Source organism: Algibacter sp. 2305UL17-15 (assembly GCF_040720935.1).
GTDB lineage: Bacteria > Bacteroidota > Bacteroidia > Flavobacteriales > Flavobacteriaceae > Jejuia.
The window spans coordinates 14,782-33,512 of the sequence record NZ_JBFDAE010000016.1 but is presented as its reverse complement, the minus strand read 5'-3'; the positions used below and the strand labels follow the sequence as shown (position 1 = coordinate 33,512).

Below are 18,731 nucleotides of genomic sequence, written 5' to 3'. Positions count from 1 at the left end.
ATCCTGCTTTATGCGGGATTTTTTTGTTTTGGGGCGTTTCCCTCTGGGTCAGGTTTGCGGGACAACACTATCTCACGGAGTTGCGCAGAGAACCCGAGAGTTTCACAGAGAAATAGTCCATCAATTATTAGTTTTTATTTTTTTACTTTCCCTTCTGTGTCACTCCGCGCAATGTTTGTTTATCTTAAACCTCTGCGCCTCCGCGGCTTTGCGCGATTAAATTATTACACAGAGTTGCGCGGGAAACCACAGAGTTTCACAGAGAAATTTGTCATCATTTATAAAAATTTTACTTTTCCCCTGTGTCACTTTCCGAAAACTCCACGAATTTCTGCATAATAACCTTTACATAAAAGAGCAATCCACCACATCTGCTACAATATGAATCACCAAGCCCAAACCCACCAATCGCGATTTCTTCGGAATACATAAAAAGATGTAAAACAAAACAGCAAAGTAGGAGTGTAGTGGATGAAAACCAATACTGCAACGATTAGGATCGAAAATAGGAGTAGCGAACAAGTGATCTAAATCAATCAACATGCCAGCAATCATAACAAGATAAGCATACTTCCAATTCGATTTAAAAAAGAGTAGCGCTACTAATAAAGGCAATAAAAAGTGAGAACCATAATGCGCAAAGGATTGTAACATTATTTTATAGATATAGTTTGGGATTCCAAATAATTTAAAGCATTCGGGCCTTCATTAAATAGTAAATCCAAAATACTCAAGTTATTTATAAATCCGAGTTTATTGCTAAAAACTTGAGTGTAAGTTTCAAAGTTATGAATAGTTTCAATTTTAGAATTTACCAAAAACCTAAAGTCAGTTTTATCTTTAACTTTCTTTTCAAAGGTAATCGTTTTAGATGTTTCCAACTCTAATTGTAAACACTCACAAATAACTTGAAAGCATTTTATATTAAATTCCAAAAGATATTCTGCTTCTTCAAAAAATAAAGGTTTTATTTCATCTTCATAAAATTCGAAAAAAGGAGAGGTTTTGTAAGCGGATTCTAAAGATTTCCAATGTTGAAGTTGCCATTTTTCTTCATTAAAAATTTTAACGTCACTATATTTTTGTCTGTTTTTTTGTGAGTAAATAACTGGGATATTCAACATGAGTTTCCCATTTGCGCCATAGATGTAGGTGCGATTGCGATAGGTTTGTTTTACAAAATTGTCTTGCATTTCAAACGTGATGTTTTTCGCCCGCACCATTGCAATAAAATGTGCAATGTTTGGAAAATATGTAGGATGAATAATAACTGTCATTTGTTTAGTTGTATGTTGTTAAGTTAAGACGAACTAAACTCGTAACTACTTAACCCAAATTAGCTATTGGTTTTTTTTCGTTTACGCCATGAGTTAAAACCAATCCATCCAAACAACAACACTAAAAAAGGTATAAAATAAGAGGTACGCTCTCCTTCGCCTTTAACAGTTGTAAAGAAGCGTTCCCAACGCGGATTTTTAATACCGTCCCAACTCATCCAGATAAATACTGGTTTACCAAGAACATGATCAAATGGCACAAATCCCCAACGTCTTGCATCGACTGAATTATGACGGTTATCACCCATCATCCAATAGTAGTTTTGTTTAAACGTATAGGTGGTAGCAACTTCTCCGTTAATAATGATTTGATTGCCGTTTACTTTTAGCGTGTTGCCTTCATATTCGGTTATTAACCTTTTATAAAGTGGTAAAACTTGTAAATTGATATCAATAGTTTTTCCTTCTTCAGGAATGTAGAGTGGCCCAAAATAATCAACATTCCAAGGATAATCGGGATGATGCGGAAAAATATTAGGATCTGGGTCTTCTTTAGTAGCGATGACCTTAGTTATTTTCGCGACACTAGGATGATTTTTAAATTGATTTGCAGCTAAATCGGTAGCTGCTGGAATAGTAATTTTATTAGTTACTGGATTACGATATATACCATCAGTAATATCATATCTTTCTTTTAAATACCCTAGAATATTATCATTAAAACCTTGTCCTGGTTTTAAATCAATTTCATAGCTAAATTGTAATTTAGCCCTGTCTGGTAATTCATTCTTTTTACCATTAATATAAACGTACCCACCACGAACTTCCAAAGAATCTCCGGGAACACCAACACAACGCTTTACAAGATTTGTTTTCTTATCTATGGGTTTATAATAGTTTCTGTCCGGTCGAAAAACATTCATATCCAACAGCGTATCTGCTGGTTGATTAAAGACTACTATTTCATTTCTATCTATCTTCTCAAACCCTGGTAATCTTAAATAAGGGAGTTGTAGTTTGTTTTTCCAAGATGTTTTTCTTTCATCATAATGATCGTTAAATAAATAGGATTTTTTATTTAATACAGGTATGGTATCGTGAACCATTGGTGCGGCCACAGTTGTCATTGGCACTCTTGCGCCATAATGGAACTTGCTCACAAAAAGAAAATCGCCCACCAACAAAGATTTTTCCAGGGAAGACGATGGAATTGTAAAAGGTTGCATAAAATAAGTATGCACAATAGTTGCCGCTACAATCGCAAATAAAATTGAGCTGGTCCATTCTCCAGATCCAGAAATTGGCATCAAGGCTCTATTTTCAACATATGTTACGTCGGCTACATAGTTTAAATAGTAATTATAAAACCCTAAGGTAACAACCGCCAAAAACGTATCTAAATAAGTGTTTTTTCCAAAACTTCTGGCCGTTTCAACCCAAACCACCATGAACATAATTACGTTCACAACAGGTAAAAATAGTAACATAATCCACCACCACGGACGATTGATTATTTTCATTAAAACCACGCCATTATAAACAGGAACGAAAGCTTCCCATGCTTGTCTGCCAGCTTTAATGTATAATTTCCAAGTCCCTAAACCATGAATTACTTGTAGTATCAAGAAGAAAATAAACCATTGTGTCCAAGTCATAATCTCAAAATTTTAATTTTTTGTTAGTAGTAACAGGATTTTTATTGTTACGGGTTTATTTAATGTTAACCAATATTTAACACGTCATTCATTGTGAAAACACCTGTTTTTCCTGCCAACCATTCTGCGGCAATAACAGCTCCTAGAGCAAAACCTTGTCTGTTGTGGGCAATATGTTCTATAGAAATAGTATCTACTTCACTTTCGTAATTAACAGTATGTGTACCAGGTACATCTTCAATACGTTTTGCAACTATCGGAATTATTTTTTCGCCACTTTTGTCCAATTCCCAAGCATCGTAATTCTGATTGTTTTCTATCACACCATTTGCCAAAGAAATAGCTGTGCCGCTTGGAGCATCTAATTTTTTGGTATGATGGATTTCTTCCATAGTAACGTTGTACTGCTTGAGATTGCTCATCATTTTGGCTAAGGTTTTATTCAGCTCAAAAAAGATATTTACGCCTAAACTAAAATTTGAAGCATAAATAAATGCGCCATTTTTTGCTTCACATAAGGCAACGGCATTTTCATAATTTTCTAACCAGCCCGTAGTACCGGAAACCACGGGAACGTTATTGTTGATACAATTCGAAATATTATCAAAAGCGACTGATGGAATACTAAAATCTATAGCAACATCAGCTTTACTCACATCATAATCTGTATCATCTTTATCGACAGTAAGCACAATGGTGTGTCCCCGATTAATTGCTATTTGTTCAATGGTTTTACCCATTCTACCATATCCAAGTAATGCTATATTCATATTAAAATTTAAAATTTAAGGTTAGGCCAACGGTGTTGGTTCTATCAATATTGTTAAGCTCGTAATGTGGCAACAAGGTAAGGTTTTCATCTACATTATACTGCAACAAATGCGCGTCAACATTGGCGTCGATGATGTTTAGTGCATATAAACCTGCCGTGACTAAAAGTGAAATTTCCTTGTTTCGTCTAAAGAGTTTTTGGGCGCGACGAAGCCCATCATCGGTTACTCTTGGAGATTGTAATTGTTGTCCTTGAGAATTCAAATAAAACTCATCATTTTTAAAACCTGCCAACCTGCTTTTGTAAGCATCTCTATAGCGTTTGTATTGCTTGTCGTTGGTCACATAAAAATACACACCAGTACCTAAAGCACCATAAACTAAGGGTATTTTCCAATATTTTTTATTGTAGGCTTGTCCTAAACCGGGTAAAACTGCGGATAGAAATGCAGCCTTTGCGGGTTTTAGCGGATCATAACTTTCTCTAGCAACAATAACAGTATCTTGAATTTTTAATGTTGCAGGGATACTATCTTGAGGCGATGGGTTTTTATCTTGTGCTATAGATGAAAAACAGCAAAAAAGAGATAATACCAGTACTATAAACAGTTTATTTGGCACGTTGTACTAATTTTTTAATACGGTTAAAATCTTCTTCTGAATGAAATGGAATAATTATTTTTCCTTTTCCGTTTTTAGAGACTTTAACGTCTATTTTATGCCCAAAGTATTCTGAAAATTCTTTTATACCTTTTTTAACATGCTTTGGCACATCATCTTCATTGCTCTCTTTTGATGCAGAATTGTTTTCAGTATCAGGATTATTGTAGTGTCTTACCAGTTCTTCGGTTTCCCTGACCGATAATTTTTTGGACAATATGTTTTCATAAATTTCCAATTGATCGTTTTGATCTTCTATAGCAATAAGCGCACGACCATGGCCCATGGAGATAAATCCATCACGCATCCCCGTTTGGATAATCGGATCTAATTTCAACAAACGCAAATAATTGGCAATGGTAGAACGCTTTTTTCCAACACGCTCGCTCATTTGCTCTTGCGTTAAATTAATTTCATCAATTAAACGTTGGTAAGATAATGCGATTTCAATAGGATCTAAATCTTGACGTTGAATATTTTCAACCAGCGCCATTTCTAGCGATTCTTGATCGTTTGCAATCCTGATATAAGCAGGGATAGTTTCTAATCCAATCAATTTTGAAGCACGATAACGACGTTCTCCAGAAACCAATTGGTATTTGTTGAATTCTAATTTCCGAACCGTAATAGGTTGAATAATCCCTAATTCTCTAATGGAAGATGCTAATTCCTGTAAAGATTCTTCACTAAAATTAGTTCGTGGCTGAAATGGATTGACTTCAATAGATTCAATATCCAATTCAACAATATTGCCAATTACTTTATCGGCATTTGTATCTTGAACAGATTTTATATCGTTACTTGGGTCTTTTAAAAGTGCCGATAAACCTCTCCCTAAAGCCTGTTTCTTGGTTGCCTTCGCCATAATTTAGGAATTTTTAGTAATTATTTCTTCAGCTAAACTTAAGTAATTACTTGCGCCTTTACTACTCGCATCATAATTAATGATACTCTCGCCATAACTTGGAGCTTCACTTAAACGTACATTTCGTTGAATGATGGTTTTAAACACCATATCGTTAAAATGTTTTTGGACTTCTTCCACAACTTGGTTAGATAAACGTAAACGAGAATCGTACATGGTTAGCAGTAAACCTTCATAATCTAAGTTCGCGTTATGTATTTTCTGAATGCTTTTGATCGTATTTAATAATTTGCCCAAACCTTCAAGTGCAAAATATTCACATTGAATAGGAATGAGTACCGAATCTGCCGCGGTTAAAGCATTTAACGTTAACAATCCTAAAGACGGCGCACAATCTATTAAAATAAAATCATAATCATTTTTAATAGGCTCCAATGCTTTTTTCAGCATATACTCGCGTTCATCTTTGTCCACTAGCTCTATCTCAATAGCAACTAAGTCTATATGCGCAGGAATCATATCCAAATTTGGAGTGTCTGTAGCAACTATCGCTTCTTTTGCCGAATTTGTATGTTCCAATAACTGGTAAGTACCTATTTCAACACTTTCCACATCAATACCCAAACCAGAAGTCGCATTGGCTTGTGGGTCTGCATCTATGAGCAAAACTTTTTTTTCGAGAACACCAAGTGAAGCTGCTAAGTTTACTGATGTTGTTGTTTTGCCTACGCCTCCTTTTTGGTTAGCAATTGCAATGATTTTACCCATTAATCGATTTGGTTTTTAAGGCGTAAAAATACGATTATTTATGAGGAATAAAAACCCAACTTGTTAACAGGGTATTAATAACTTTATTTGGCTTTGATGTACTGTAAATATTGAAAAGTTTAACATTTCTTTGTGAGAGAAAAATCGAATGAAATAGGAAATTTGGGTAAAATAAATTCACAATCATGAAAAACTCCCATACTTTTCTACAAAAGTTACTGATTGTAGCTTTGATTACTACTGTTTCTTTGCAGCTTGAAGCGCAGATTAAAAAAACAGCTTCTGTTGAAGGAATTACAGAATATAAATTGGATAACGGACTAAAAGTATTGCTGTTTCCAGATAATTCTGCGCAGACAATTACGGTTAATATTACCTATTTGGTAGGTTCGAGACATGAAGGATATGGCGAAAAGGGGATGGCGCATTTATTGGAGCATATGGTGTTTAAAGGTACGCCTAATCATCCAGATATTCCTAAAGAACTGACTGCACACGGTGCTAGGCCTAACGGAACAACATCTTATGATAGAACCAATTATTTTGAAACCTTTAATGCAACCGATGAAAATTTAGAATGGGCTTTGGATTTGGAAGCCGATAGAATGGTGAATTCCTATATCGCTAAAAAAGATTTAGAATCTGAATTTTCAGTTGTTAGAAATGAATTTGAAAGAAGCGAGAATTCTACAACACGGGTCTTGATGCAAAATGTTGTAAATGCAGCGTATCTATGGCATAATTACGGTCAAGCGACTATCGGTAATCGTTCTGATATTGAACGTGTACCTATTGATAATCTTCAAGCTTTCTATAAAAAATATTATCGACCCAGTAATGCGGTTCTTATGGTTACTGGAAAGTTTGAAACGGATAAAACCTTATCGCTTATAGAAAAAAAGTTTACGGCTATTAAAAACCCAGAGAAACCATTAATTGATAACCCAACCATTGAACCAGCCCAAGACGGCGAAAAACGTGTTCATTTAAGCCGTGTTGGTGACTTGCAGTTAGTTTCGGCGCTATACCACACGCCAGCAGGTTCTCATGAAGATTATGCGGCACTGTCCATAGCCGAACAAGTGCTTACGGATAATCCTTCGGGGAGATTGTATAAAGCTTTAGTGGACAGTAAAAAAGCATCTAGCCTTTGGTCGTATATGCGTTTTACCAAAGAGCCTTCGCATCTTTATATTAACGTTGATGTGCCATCGGATAAGTCTTTATCAGAGGCAGAAACTACGATGTTAAATCTTTTAGATGATTTAAAAAATAATCCTGTAACTGAAGAAGAATTAAATAGAGCGAAATCTAATATACTGAAACAAATAGATCAAATCAGCAGGAATTCTGCCTTTTTAGGAACCTATATGAGTGAATTTATTGGTGCAGGAGATTGGCGATTGGCTTTTATTCATCGCGATAGAATTGAAGAAATGACAGTAGATAAAGTGAACGCTGCCATTCAACGTTATTTAATAAACACCAATAGAACAGTTGGTAATTTTATTCCAACAAAAAACCCAATTCGTGTTGAAATTGAGCATACTGAAGGTTTAAAAGAATTAGTTGAAAATTATAAAGGAAAAGAAGGATATGGTGCTGGGGAAGCTTTTGATGTGTCTTATGAAAACATTCAAAACAGATTAGATTCAGGAACACTTCAAAAAACACCAATTGAATACGGATTTATTAAAAAGGACAATCGTGGTAAAACGGTAAATCTTTCATTCGTTATCAGAAATGGGAATGTAAACGATTTTATGAACAAAGGTAGGATAGCCAGTTATACAGCACAAATGCTAAACAAAGGCACAACCAATAATTCAAGGCAAGATATTGAAGATAAATTAAGTGCTTTAAAATCTTCTATTTGGTTTTCTGGTTCTAACGGAAGAATTAGTGCAAATATCAATTCAACCGAAGAACATCTCATGGAAACTTTGGCATTGATGACCGATATGTTGAAAAACCCAAAATTTGATGAAGCTGAATTAGAAAAACTGAAAACCCAAGAATTAGCTGGCATAGAAAAAAATAAAACTGAACCTCAATTTTTAGCAAGTAAGAAGCTCGGGTTATTAAATCAGCATTACGAAAAAGGGCACCCGCTTTATAACTCTACCATTGAAGAAGATATTGAAGAAATAAAAGCAGTAAATGTAGCTGCCATAAAAGCGTATTATGATGAATTTTATGGTATTTCAGATAATGCATCATTAGTGGCTATAGGTAATATAGACGAACAAAAACTTAAGGATTATTTCGAAACCAATTTTGCGGATTTTAAAGTGAATAAACCTTATCAAAAAATTCAGGATGCTCACAGATTGAATAATGCAGCAAACGAAAAAATAACAACTCCAGACAAAAAAAATGCGATTAGTATTGGTATGATGTCTTTTGAAGGAAGTCAGGTTGATGAAGACTATGCAGCACTTCAGATTGCAAGTTCAATTTTTGGAGGAGGTGTTTTAAGTTCTAGAATTAGCACTAGATTACGTCAAAATGACGGCATAAGTTATGGTGCAGGCGGACGTGTAAATGTTGATGCCGACCCAAAAGATGCAAAATCCAGTATTATGGTATATGCCATTTATGCCCCTGAGAACGCTGCAAAAGTTCAAAAAGGATTTAAGGAAGAAATTGAACGATTTATTAAAGAGGGCATTACCGAGGACGAATTAAAAGTAGCCGTTACAAGTTGGGTACAAGGACAAAACGTGTCTAGAGCTAAAGATAATGAGCTCTCAAATACCATAAATAATAATTTATATTATGATAGAGATATGCTATTTCATAAGGCTATTGAAGATAAAGTAACGTCTTTGACGGTTGAAGATGTAAATAAAGTGATTAAAAAATACTTTAAGACTTTTGAAAATTGGACGGTTGTAAACGCAGGAGATTTTGAAAAGCAACCAGAGATTAAGAGTGATAAGAAGATGGATTAGCTGTAATTGCTTTTGAAGTTTTTGGAAAGCCGGACATGAATTTTGTTTGGCTTTTTTATTTTGTTATTTAGAAGAAATGAAAGGAGGTGTTTGAAAAGGGGTATTGCTCTATCGATTAGAAAAAAAGTTAGCCTAACATGTTCGTATTATGATTAGTTGCAGACAAGTACACGATTCATATGGCAACATCAATGTTACGCACAGTATTATATTAACGGAAACTTGCTATTTATTTCTCTTGGATGAAAAAACCCTTTTATACAGTTAGGATTTCTTATGCAAATTTGGATATGGTCCTTTTCTCTAAAACCAGCATTTGGATATAATTCTTGACCTTCCCAAAAAACACCTCTTACGCTATCGAAGGGAGCTAAATTTTCGTCTTTACGTACTTTGTGTAGAGTTTCAATGACAGCACAATCGAGTTCTCGTAACATCAGTTCTTGTAAATTTCCGATAGGTTCATTTATGGGTAAAGGCTTGTTCGAACTTCTTAATGTAGCTTCTAAAATTTCATAACCAAACTTTAATAAGTTTAGTTTTTCGTAATCTAGTAAGTCTAAACAATTTCCTAAATGAATTACCGATCCAATCACAGAAGGATTTTTTATTGGGTTTTTCGATTTCCCTGGATTATTCATTAAGTGAGTTGCGAATTCTAGTGCTCGAGAAGGACTATTTTCCCAAAAGTACATTCCATTACCAATCCAATCGTATTTGTTTATGCTTTCTTTTAATGGTTGTTTGAGATTTACTACTTTTTCGGCAATTGATTTATCGCAGCCGTGAAAACCATATATTATTCCTGAACCTCTGGAATACATATATTTCTATAGTTTTTTTTAAGATTTCCTTTTTCGGTTATAACACCTAAATCAACAAGAAATTTTTTTGAAGTCTTTTCAGTTCTTGATACTTTCTCTTTATATTTTATCAATATAGAGATAAACTGTTCAGTTTCTTTTTCTTTTAAGTTTACTGTTTTAGTTTTCATATCTATATGCTATTTGATAAAATAATACAATTACTCAAAAGTAATATTTTTAATTTATTTAAGTGTTATAGTTTTCAAATATATTGTGCCTAATGTTCTTTATGTGTATGAAATCGTTTTTTATGTTTTACATCTGAAGTTAAACGAAAGTAGTTGAAAACCTTAAAAAATTTCATTCAAATCCTATCTTCCAATAATTGCCATTGTTTCAACAATATTATTAATTTTATAGTAAATACAATCAGACCCACAAACTCAACGTCTGTAACCTACTTTAATAAAATCAACGGCTTCAAATGAAAATGGTCGTAGCGCAATAATATAAAATACTCAAAAAAAAGCATCAAAGTATGTATCAGCTTGCGACACTCCGAATTTTTTAACGCGTAATGATGAATTCTTCTCAAGTCTTCTTTGTTAGAATTACTCAGTTTATATTTAGCCATTAAGTAAGGCTTTCGATTGCTTTAAAATATCTTCTTTACTGTCATTTGTAAAACCGCTATTTCAGCCGAATCTATTTTGTCCTAATCCAATCAATTTGAAATTGCTGACTTCTTGCTTGGCTAATCAAAACATTAACAAGCTCACTTTTACTAGTGTATTCTTTATTTTCTATTTGAGATTTTAACCATTCATCGTTTCGAGTTGTGATTAAGATACTTTGGTCTTGCCATAATTTTCGTTTTGATGTAAATTTATGCCAAATACAAATCAATTATAAGTTTTATTCTTCCAATAGTTCTTTTGGAGAGATAGGCGTTACAAACGAAATTAATTCTTTATTCTGTACAGCACCTATATAACCATAACCTTTCTGATAATAAAAAGTAAATGTTCCGTTTTCGAATATAGATTTTAAAACTAAAAGGTTTTTATATGTGCAAATAGGAGTTTTTAGTTTTCCTTTTAAGGTAATAATTTCATATGAAGACAAGCCATCTGCAGATTTCCAAGTCAATCCATTTTTTGGTTGTTTTGGGATTCTTATGGTATCATCACTACAACATTCTTCAAATTGAAAAATAATACCATCATGTTCTCTAAGGTATAAATATGCTACATGTCCCGACTCCCAAGTTTGAGTGAATTCTTTATATGTTTTATTATTTAATTTTTTTTTCCCAACTAATTTTTCAACATAAAAGGTGTTTCCCCAAACAATATATTTTTTAGAATCAATGGAAGGAAAATAGGTTTCGGTTTCATCCCCTTCACAAAATATTTGCCCTTCTTTTTGAGCACTTGTAGAAAAACTGGATATGAAAAGAATAGTAATAAGTAGGTTTTTCATTTTATTAAATTATTAATCAATCAAAATCTCCAAAATCTTTATAGCAGCATCACTAATTTTAGTGCCGGGTCCAAAAACAGCAACCGCACCGGCATCAAATAAATAGTGATAATCCTGTTTGGGAATAACACCACCAACAATGACCATAATATCATCACGACCATAGTTTTTTAATTCCTCAATAACTTGGGGCACCAATGTTTTGTGTCCTGCTGCTAAAGATGACACACCAAGAATGTGCACATCGTTTTCAACGGCTTGTTTAGCGACTTCCTTTGGTGTTTGAAATAATGGGCCAATATCTACATCAAAGCCAACATCGGCATAAGCGGTAGCCACAACCTTCGCACCTCGGTCATGACCGTCTTGCCCCATTTTTGCAATCATAATGCGTGGTCTCCTACCGTCTTGCTCGGCAAAAACATCCGCAAGTTCTTGTGCTTTTTTAAAGGATTCGTCGTTGTCCATTGCTTTACTATACACTCCAGAGAATGATTTTATTTGTGCTTTGTGTCTTCCAAATGCTAGTTCAAGCGCATCGCTTATTTCGCCTAAAGTGGCTCTAGCTCTTGCAGCTTTAATAGCTAAAGCTAATAAATTATAATCCTCACGTAGGTGAGTATCTTTTGAATTCATTGCTTTATTTCTATCAGAATTAAAATCATTTGAATTTACTGAAAATTTAGCTGCCTCTGTTAAATTAGACAAGGCTTCTTTTACTTTTTCAGAATCACGAGCAGATTTAATAGTATTCAAACGCTCTATTTGGGAATTTCTAACCGTTTGATTATCCACTTCCAAAGTGGAAATAGGATCTTCATTTTCTAATTGGTACTTATTGAGTCCAACAATAATATCCTGTCCGGAATCTATATGTGCTTGTTTCCTGGCAGCAGCTTCTTCAATTCTAATTTTTGGGATTCCAGCTTCAATGGCTTTGGTCATACCGCCCAATTCTTCGACTTCTTCAATTAAAGCCCATGCTTTTTTTGCAATATCGTGCGTGAGTTTTTCAACATAATAACTGCCTGCCCAAGGGTCAACCGTTTTTGTGATTTTAGTTTCTTCCTGTAAAAATATTTGTGTGTTTCTGGCAATTCGTGCTGAAAAATCGGTAGGTAAAGCAATAGCTTCATCTAAAGCATTGGTATGTAAACTTTGAGTCCCACCAAAAACCGCAGCGGCAGCTTCAATAGTTGTTCGGGTGACATTATTAAACGGGTCTTGCTCCGTTAAACTCCATCCTGAAGTTTGGCAATGCGTTCGTAATGACAGCGATTTTTCATTTTTAGGATGGAATTGTTTTACAATTTTTGCCCATAACATTCTTGCAGCTCGCATTTTAGCAATCTCCATAAAATGGTTCATGCCAATGCCCCAGAAAAATGATAACCTTGGTGCAAAGGTGTCGATGTCCATTCCGGCTTTTAAACCTGTTCTTAAATATTCCAGTCCGTCGGCTAGGGTATAAGCCAATTCAATATCGCAAGTTGCTCCAGCTTCTTGCATGTGGTATCCCGAAATACTGATACTGTTGAATTTTGGCATGTGTTTACTCGTAAACTCAAAAATATCAGAAACTATTTTCATGGAGGGTGTAGGAGGGTATATGTACGTATTGCGCACCATAAATTCCTTTAAAATATCATTTTGAATGGTGCCAGATAAGTCTTTTAATTTTACACCTTGTTCCTCTGCAGCAACAATATAAAATGCCATAATGGGCAAAACCGCGCCATTCATGGTCATGGAAACCGACATTTTATCCAAAGGAATTTGGTCAAAAAGCAGCTTCATGTCCTCGACAGAATCTATGGCAACTCCAGCTTTACCAACATCGCCAACAACACGTTCGTGGTCGCTATCATAACCACGATGTGTTGCCAAATCGAACGCAACCGACAATCCTTTTTGTCCAGCTTCTAAATTTCTTCTATAAAACGCATTGCTTTCTTCCGCAGTACTAAAACCTGCATATTGGCGAATAGTCCAAGGTCTGCTTACATACATGGTGCTGTAAGGCCCTCTTAAATAAGGTGGAATACCAGCCACAAAATCTTGATGCTCAACAGCATTTAAATCATCTTTTGAGTAAGTGGGTTTAAGATCAATACCTTCAGCGGTAGCAAAAGTTTTGACTTCGGTCGTCCGTCTTCGGTCGTCCGTCTTCGGTCTTCGGTCTTCCGTCTTCCGTCTTCCGTCTTCGGTCTTCAATCCAATATGTTGAAGGTTTTTTCTCAAATCAATTAATGGTTATGTCCAGCATGCGGATCTGTTGCATCAGGTGCTATAGGAGGAATTTTATTAAAATCTACTTTAGGTTCTGGTTTTTCAGCTACTTTAGATAAATCGACGTTAAATAATTTAGCGTAGAAAAAATCGAAGGCTAAATAAGCCGATAAGTATTTGTCTTTAATTGCAGCAGAATAGTTAGATTGAATCGCTGGGCCAAACAATTTTGGACTCATACTGTTTGTACTTACCAATGCATTTAAAGTGGTTTTTAAATCTTTGTCCGCGATGTTGTTGGCAATACAGCTAAAAACAGGACTGTTGTAATTTAATTTACTTGTTGCGCTATTTGGATGCCATAAATCTTCTTTTGATTTTAAAACCTCAAATATTTTTACGGTATGGGGCGAAGCGATGTCTTCAAATTTTGCTCTACCATATATGGCGTTGCTTATAAACTGGTTGTAAGCGCGAGCTATGTTAGGATTATTCTTTCCGTAAAATTTAATAATGTCTTCTTCAAAAGAAAATAATGCTTCATTCAGCAATTTTACATCAAAATTATCGCAGTTTAATACTGTTCCTTTTTCAGTAAATTTATAATCGTTTAAGGTTTTTTCTTTTACTTCATTTTTACAGCTGAATAAAGTGATTACTACTAAAAGCGTGATAAGGTTAAATTTTAAATTCATAATAATTACTCTTTTTTTAATCGTTCTTGTTCTAAATTTTCGGTTAATCGTTTTTCAATAATGGGTTCAATTAATGTTTTTCGGTGTTGCTTTTTAACAAATGGATACAATTCTAAATCGGCCCTCATTTTGTCATTTTTGTTGGGGTGTTTGTTACTTCCCAGTATGATTTCTTCGCCCAAATTAAATTGTTCTTGTTCTTTGGCAGCACTTTCTTTTATTTTACGCTGAATGGTGTTGTTTTTAAGTTGTTTCAAAAACCCGCCATTTACTTCAATGTCCTTAAATAAAATGAGTGCCTTTTCAGCAAGTTGATGGGTTAAGGTTTCAATATAATAACTCCCGTCCGAAGGATTAGCAACTGCATCAAAATAACTTTCGTGTTTCAATATTAACAGTTGATTCCTGGCAATGCGAGTTCCAAACTCATTTTTTTTGTGAAATACAGCGTCATACGACACATTACAAATGGTGTCTGAACCTCCTAAAATAGCGCACATACATTCTGTGGTGGTTCTTAACATGTTGGTATTGTAGTCGTAAATGGCTTTATTTCGTTTGGTTGGCGTTGTAAAAATATGGCAATTGTAATCTATTGAATAGGCACTTGATATGGTATCAAATAATAATCGTAATGCTCTGAGTTTAGCAATTTCAAAAAAATAATTTGTACCAACTGATGCATTAAAAGTAACTGTTATTTGTGTATTTGATTTTGAAGGAATTGCGTTCTCCAAATGATTGAAATATTCGTTGGCATGGGCAAGGGCATAGGCTAATTGTTGCACCATATTTGCTCCAGCATTTTGATATAACGATAAGTCTATGCTAAATGATTTTGAAGTTGTTACAACCGTTTCAAATTTTGAAAAATCTTCTTTTAAGTTTGAAAACCAATTACCGGTTTTTGATAAATTTCCAATGATGTCTGTATTAATATGGATTCCTGTCTTAGCAGGAATGACAGAAATATTTTTAATAAATTTCTCTGATAAAAACTGCAATTCGAAATGAATTGAAACGTTATCAAGATCAATATTTTTTAATAAATTTTCAATTGAAATAGCTTCGGAAGGTATTATAAATTTCAGACTTTCCGCTCCAGAATTAATGGCCGAAATGGCATTTTTATTGGATTTTCCAGCATGTTGCACAAAGATAGCGTCACAAATCTTGAATTGACTTGCCTGTGTGCCAGATAATTTTGGGGTTGTTTTAAAATCGTCAGCATGGTAAAACGGTTTTACCTGAATACCTTCATTGCTCGTCCAAACTAGCGTATCGTTATAATCAGCTCCTTTTAAATCGAACTGTATTTTTTGTTTCCATTGTTTGGCGGAAACAGGTTCAAATTCATTAAATAACGAGTTACTCATTATCTTTTAATTTTAAACTATCTTCATATTCAATAATAAATATGTCCTCGTTTTCCCGTTTCATATAGTATTCTTCGCGAGCAAACTTTTCTAAACCTTCTTTAGAGCTTATTTTTTTATAGTCTTTTTGGTCTTTTTCCTTTCCCTTTTTGTAGTATTCTTTTTCAGTTTTTAAATCTTCAATTTCATTATTCAATTCATTATGGATAAACCATGAGTTGCTGTCAAAAAACAGCATCCAAATCACAAAAACGACCAATATTAATATGTAGATGTTTTTAAAGGGCTTTAAAAAACGATGATTTGTATTGATTTTTTTCATCTGTTATAATTTTTCGTTGATGATGGTTTTTACAATATCAACTGCTACGGTGTTGTAATTATTGTTTGGGATAATGATATCTGCATATTCCTTCATAGGTTCTATAAACTGGTTGTGCATTGGTTTTAACGTGGTTTTGTAGCGCGTTAAAACTTCATCTAAATCTCTACCGCGTTCTGAAATGTCACGTTTTAAGCGTCTGATCAAGCGTTCATCAGTATCGGCATGTACAAATATTTTAATGTCGAACATGTCCCGAAGATCTGGATTGGTAAGGATTAAAATACCTTCTACAATCATTACTTTTCTGGGATGTGTTAAAATGGTGTCACCAGTTCTATTATGTTTAACGAAAGAATACACGGGTTGGTGTATGGGTTCATTGTTTTTTAGGACTTTTAAATGTGCTGCCAATAAATCGAAATCGATACTTCGTGGGTGGTCGAAATTAATTTTTACCCGTTCTTCATAACTCAAATGTGATGTCTCTTTGTAATAAGAATCTTGAGAAATAACACCAACCTCACCTTCAGGAAGCTCCCCGAGAATTTGATTTACAACTGTAGTTTTTCCACAACCAGTCCCTCCTGCGATTCCTATTATGAGCATTTGTTTTTATATTTCTTTAGCAATGAAAACAAAGTTAATAAATGTAAAAACATAAGGCGTGAAATATATTTATTTTTTCACTCTTGCAACTTCTTCAACTGTAACTATTTCTGAGTTTGAATTCCCCCAGCTATTGTTAATATAATTCATAACATCGGCTACTTCTTCGTCATCTAGTCCCATGGGCGCCATATAGCCGTTGTAAACTTTTCCGTTTACGGTAATTTCACCTTGCTGACCGTATTTAATACCACGGATACTAGCAGTTCTATTGTTTTTTAAATAGTCGGATTTTGCCAAAGGCGGAAACGTGTTTTCAACACCTTCGCCATTTGCCATATGGCAATTGATACAAAAATCGGTATAAATTTCGTTACCTCTTTTAATACTCTCTTGCAATTCATTTTGAACTCTAGCGGAAATTAATGCAAAGGTTAGAAACCCTCCAATAACTGTAAGCACAAAAAACTTCATAATTTAATTAGATTTAGGGACGATTTTTAAAATACCAGTGCCTTCAACTGCGGCATAGATATAACCATCTGGTGCTAGTTTTACATTTCGGAACCTGCCCAAGCCTTCAAATAACTTTTCGCGTTTTACCACTTCATTGTTTTCTAACACTAAACACTCCAAATATGAGAACTTTAGAGAACCTACTAATAAATTACCGTTCCAATCTGGGTATTTATCGGAGTTGACAAACGCCATGCCGCAAGGCGCAATAGAAGGCACCCAATAAAATAGGGGTTGTTCCATGCCTTCTTTGTGAGTTATCTCAGTAAATGATGTGCCGCTGTAGTTTATACCATAAGAAATTACAGGCCATCCGTAGTTTTTACCTTTTTCAATAACATTGATTTCGTCACCACCTTTTGGGCCGTGTTCGTGTATCCAAATTTTGCCAGTTTCGGGATTCCTAATCATGCCCTGTGGATTTCTGTGACCATAGCTGAAAATAGCTTTTTTTGCTTCGGAAGTATCAAAAAACGGATTGTCTGTTGGGATACTTCCATCATCATTCAGCCTATATATTTTGCCACAATCTCTGGTAATATCTTGAGGATTTACATCTCGATTTCCTCTGTCTCCAATTGAAAAATAGAGATAACCATCGTTATCAAATTCTAAACGAGAACCCCAATGTTGCCCCTTTTTTGTGTTCGGGACACCTTTGTAAAGTTGTTCTAAATCGATTAAAGTGTTTCCCTGTAATTTAGCGCGCATTATTGCTGTATTGCCACCATCGCCATCACCTTCAGCAGAAGCATACGAAAAATAAATCCAACCATTAGTTTCATAATCAGGATGTAATTTTATATCCATTAAACCGCCTTGTCCCCTCACATAAATTTCAGGTAGGCCCTCAATATTGGTTTTGGTACCATCTCTAAAGTGAATGAGCGTACCTGCTTTTTCTGTAATAAGCATACTTCCGTCAGGTAAAAATTCCATGCCCCAAGGAATGTCTAATTCTGGAACAATGATTTCGGTAGTATAGTTAATTTCAGTAGGATCTTCCGCAATAACATTTGATGGTGTTTGTTGGGCGCATGAAGAAAAACATATAAATAAAAGTATTGAAAATGGGAGGAGCTGTTTCATTGTAAATAGATTTGATATAAAGATACAATAAAGTACAATATTTGATTTTTTAAACCTTGAAAATTAAATTTATAAAATTGAATTGCAGATTGATTAAAAAAAGTATATTTGCAGCCTGTTAGAGATAACTAATTCGGGTGTACCACGCTAAGGCGTGGCAGGACGTAGCCCTGGTCGAAGATGACGCTTAAGGCGTTATTATCGCGCCACGTTTGGGACGTGGAGGCCGTCACGCTTGAGGCGTGACCACCACAGATGGATTATAGAGTTTATATATTATATAGTAAAACACGTTCTAGGTATTATGTTGGTCAAACAAATAATATCGAAAATAGATTGGAAAGACACAATAAAGGTCTTGTTGCATCCACAAAACATGGAGTACCATGGGATCTAATCACTACATTTAAAGTAGAGAATAGATCACTGGCATTGCTTTTGGAAAGAAAAATAAAAAAGCGAGGAGCAAAAAGATATTTAGAAGATAATCAGTTCGGGGTGTACCACGCTAAGGCGTGGCAGGACGTAGCCCGGTTATCGCGCCACGTTTGGGACGTGGAGGCCGTCACGCTTGAGGCGTGACCACCACAGATGGATTATAGAGTTTATATATTATATAGTAAAACACGTTCTAGGTATTATGTTGGTCAAACAAAT

At 34.7% G+C, this 18,731-nt stretch carries 19 protein-coding genes; 2 read left to right on the top strand and 17 right to left on the bottom strand.

Features of this window, described 5'->3' with window-relative positions:
• Positions 1-345: 345 nt before the first annotated feature.
• From ABXQ82_RS15400 to ABXQ82_RS15370, 7 genes are all read right to left on the bottom strand, one after another.
• Positions 346-654, bottom strand: coding sequence for a DUF6122 family protein (locus ABXQ82_RS15400; RefSeq protein ID WP_367061684.1), 309 nt, complete (start codon positions 652-654; stop codon positions 346-348).
• Positions 654-1,277: a WbqC family protein gene (locus tag ABXQ82_RS15395; RefSeq protein WP_367061681.1), complete on the bottom strand. Its 624-nt coding sequence runs from the start codon at positions 1,275-1,277 to the stop codon at positions 654-656. The genes ABXQ82_RS15400 and ABXQ82_RS15395 overlap by 1 nt, the downstream gene beginning before the upstream one ends.
• A gap of 59 nt (positions 1,278-1,336) precedes the next feature.
• Entirely contained in the window at positions 1,337-2,932 is a 1,596-nt protein-coding gene (gene lepB / locus ABXQ82_RS15390; RefSeq protein WP_367061678.1) for a signal peptidase I, read from the bottom strand.
• 65 nt (positions 2,933-2,997) lie between these two features.
• The gene (dapB, locus tag ABXQ82_RS15385) at positions 2,998-3,702 is read right to left on the bottom strand and encodes a 4-hydroxy-tetrahydrodipicolinate reductase (protein WP_367061675.1); all 705 of its coding nucleotides are present in this window, start codon (positions 3,700-3,702) and stop codon (positions 2,998-3,000) included.
• A 1-nt stretch (position 3,703) separates the two neighbouring features.
• Entirely contained in the window at positions 3,704-4,324 is a 621-nt protein-coding gene (locus ABXQ82_RS15380; RefSeq protein WP_367061672.1) for a DUF5683 domain-containing protein, read from the bottom strand.
• Positions 4,314-5,228 carry a ParB/RepB/Spo0J family partition protein gene (locus ABXQ82_RS15375; protein ID WP_367061669.1) on the bottom strand — a complete coding sequence of 305 codons (915 nt, stop codon included), beginning with the start codon at positions 5,226-5,228 and terminating at the stop codon, positions 4,314-4,316. The genes ABXQ82_RS15380 and ABXQ82_RS15375 overlap by 11 nt, the downstream gene beginning before the upstream one ends.
• Before the next feature lie 3 nt (positions 5,229-5,231).
• Positions 5,232-5,996, bottom strand: coding sequence for an AAA family ATPase (locus ABXQ82_RS15370; RefSeq protein WP_367061666.1), 765 nt, complete (start codon positions 5,994-5,996; stop codon positions 5,232-5,234).
• A gap of 185 nt (positions 5,997-6,181) precedes the next feature.
• On the opposite strand from ABXQ82_RS15370, the gene ABXQ82_RS15365 reads away from it, so the two are divergent.
• A complete protein-coding gene (locus ABXQ82_RS15365; protein ID WP_367061664.1) occupies positions 6,182-8,950 on the top strand; it encodes a pitrilysin family protein in 2,769 nt (922 codons plus the stop codon).
• A gap of 206 nt (positions 8,951-9,156) precedes the next feature.
• Here the strand turns inward: ABXQ82_RS15365 and ABXQ82_RS15360 are convergent, their stop codons facing one another.
• The 10 genes from ABXQ82_RS15360 to ABXQ82_RS15315 form a co-directional block, all read right to left on the bottom strand.
• Positions 9,157-9,774: a hypothetical protein gene (locus tag ABXQ82_RS15360; protein ID WP_367061661.1), complete on the bottom strand. Its 618-nt coding sequence runs from the start codon at positions 9,772-9,774 to the stop codon at positions 9,157-9,159.
• Positions 9,750-9,944, bottom strand: a complete 195-nt coding sequence (locus ABXQ82_RS15355; protein ID WP_367061659.1) for a hypothetical protein — start codon at positions 9,942-9,944, stop codon at positions 9,750-9,752. The genes ABXQ82_RS15360 and ABXQ82_RS15355 overlap by 25 nt, the downstream gene beginning before the upstream one ends.
• Before the next feature lie 727 nt (positions 9,945-10,671).
• Positions 10,672-11,238: a hypothetical protein gene (locus tag ABXQ82_RS15350; protein WP_367061656.1), complete on the bottom strand. Its 567-nt coding sequence runs from the start codon at positions 11,236-11,238 to the stop codon at positions 10,672-10,674.
• Between the two features lie 12 nt (positions 11,239-11,250).
• Positions 11,251-13,485 (bottom strand): methylmalonyl-CoA mutase, encoded by a 2,235-nt coding sequence (gene scpA / locus ABXQ82_RS15345; protein ID WP_367061861.1) that lies wholly within the window; start codon positions 13,483-13,485, stop codon positions 11,251-11,253.
• Positions 13,485-14,162, bottom strand: a complete 678-nt coding sequence (locus ABXQ82_RS15340; protein WP_367061654.1) for a hypothetical protein — start codon at positions 14,160-14,162, stop codon at positions 13,485-13,487. Before ABXQ82_RS15340 ends, scpA begins: the two co-directional genes overlap by 1 nt.
• Before the next feature lie 5 nt (positions 14,163-14,167).
• Positions 14,168-15,538: a methylmalonyl-CoA mutase subunit beta gene (locus ABXQ82_RS15335; RefSeq protein ID WP_367061652.1), complete on the bottom strand. Its 1,371-nt coding sequence runs from the start codon at positions 15,536-15,538 to the stop codon at positions 14,168-14,170.
• Positions 15,531-15,860: a septum formation initiator family protein gene (locus tag ABXQ82_RS15330; protein WP_367061649.1), complete on the bottom strand. Its 330-nt coding sequence runs from the start codon at positions 15,858-15,860 to the stop codon at positions 15,531-15,533. Before ABXQ82_RS15330 ends, ABXQ82_RS15335 begins: the two co-directional genes overlap by 8 nt.
• A gap of 3 nt (positions 15,861-15,863) precedes the next feature.
• Positions 15,864-16,469 carry a uridine kinase gene (gene udk, locus ABXQ82_RS15325; protein ID WP_367061647.1) on the bottom strand — a complete coding sequence of 202 codons (606 nt, stop codon included), beginning with the start codon at positions 16,467-16,469 and terminating at the stop codon, positions 15,864-15,866.
• Between the two features lie 69 nt (positions 16,470-16,538).
• A complete protein-coding gene (locus ABXQ82_RS15320) occupies positions 16,539-16,943 on the bottom strand; it encodes a cytochrome c (protein ID WP_367061644.1) in 405 nt (134 codons plus the stop codon).
• Positions 16,944-16,946: 3 nt separating this feature from the next.
• A complete protein-coding gene (locus tag ABXQ82_RS15315; protein WP_367061642.1) occupies positions 16,947-18,074 on the bottom strand; it encodes a PQQ-dependent sugar dehydrogenase in 1,128 nt (375 codons plus the stop codon).
• A 255-nt stretch (positions 18,075-18,329) separates the two neighbouring features.
• Here ABXQ82_RS15315 and ABXQ82_RS15310 point away from each other — a divergent pair, with 255 nt between their 5' ends.
• Positions 18,330-18,656, top strand: a complete 327-nt coding sequence (locus ABXQ82_RS15310; protein ID WP_367061640.1) for a GIY-YIG nuclease family protein — start codon at positions 18,330-18,332, stop codon at positions 18,654-18,656.
• The last annotated feature ends 75 nt before the right edge of the window (positions 18,657-18,731 follow it).

Coding starts and splice junctions, on each gene's coding strand:
- ABXQ82_RS15400 (WP_367061684.1), bottom strand. CDS start 654: ATGTTACAATCCTTTGCGCATTATGGTTCTCACTTTTTATTGCCTTTA.
- ABXQ82_RS15395 (WP_367061681.1), bottom strand. CDS start 1,277: ATGACAGTTATTATTCATCCTACATATTTTCCAAACATTGCACATTTT.
- lepB (WP_367061678.1), bottom strand. CDS start 2,932: ATGACTTGGACACAATGGTTTATTTTCTTCTTGATACTACAAGTAATT.
- dapB (WP_367061675.1), bottom strand. CDS start 3,702: ATGAATATAGCATTACTTGGATATGGTAGAATGGGTAAAACCATTGAA.
- ABXQ82_RS15375 (WP_367061669.1), bottom strand. CDS start 5,228: ATGGCGAAGGCAACCAAGAAACAGGCTTTAGGGAGAGGTTTATCGGCA.
- ABXQ82_RS15370 (WP_367061666.1), bottom strand. CDS start 5,996: ATGGGTAAAATCATTGCAATTGCTAACCAAAAAGGAGGCGTAGGCAAA.
- ABXQ82_RS15365 (WP_367061664.1), top strand. CDS start 6,182: ATGAAAAACTCCCATACTTTTCTACAAAAGTTACTGATTGTAGCTTTG.
- ABXQ82_RS15360 (WP_367061661.1), bottom strand. CDS start 9,774: ATGTATTCCAGAGGTTCAGGAATAATATATGGTTTTCACGGCTGCGAT.
- ABXQ82_RS15355 (WP_367061659.1), bottom strand. CDS start 9,944: ATGAAAACTAAAACAGTAAACTTAAAAGAAAAAGAAACTGAACAGTTT.
- ABXQ82_RS15350 (WP_367061656.1), bottom strand. CDS start 11,238: ATGAAAAACCTACTTATTACTATTCTTTTCATATCCAGTTTTTCTACA.
- ABXQ82_RS15340 (WP_367061654.1), bottom strand. CDS start 14,162: ATGAATTTAAAATTTAACCTTATCACGCTTTTAGTAGTAATCACTTTA.
- ABXQ82_RS15335 (WP_367061652.1), bottom strand. CDS start 15,538: ATGAGTAACTCGTTATTTAATGAATTTGAACCTGTTTCCGCCAAACAA.
- ABXQ82_RS15330 (WP_367061649.1), bottom strand. CDS start 15,860: ATGAAAAAAATCAATACAAATCATCGTTTTTTAAAGCCCTTTAAAAAC.
- udk (WP_367061647.1), bottom strand. CDS start 16,469: ATGCTCATAATAGGAATCGCAGGAGGGACTGGTTGTGGAAAAACTACA.
- ABXQ82_RS15320 (WP_367061644.1), bottom strand. CDS start 16,943: ATGAAGTTTTTTGTGCTTACAGTTATTGGAGGGTTTCTAACCTTTGCA.
- ABXQ82_RS15315 (WP_367061642.1), bottom strand. CDS start 18,074: ATGAAACAGCTCCTCCCATTTTCAATACTTTTATTTATATGTTTTTCT.
- ABXQ82_RS15310 (WP_367061640.1), top strand. CDS start 18,330: ATGGATTATAGAGTTTATATATTATATAGTAAAACACGTTCTAGGTAT.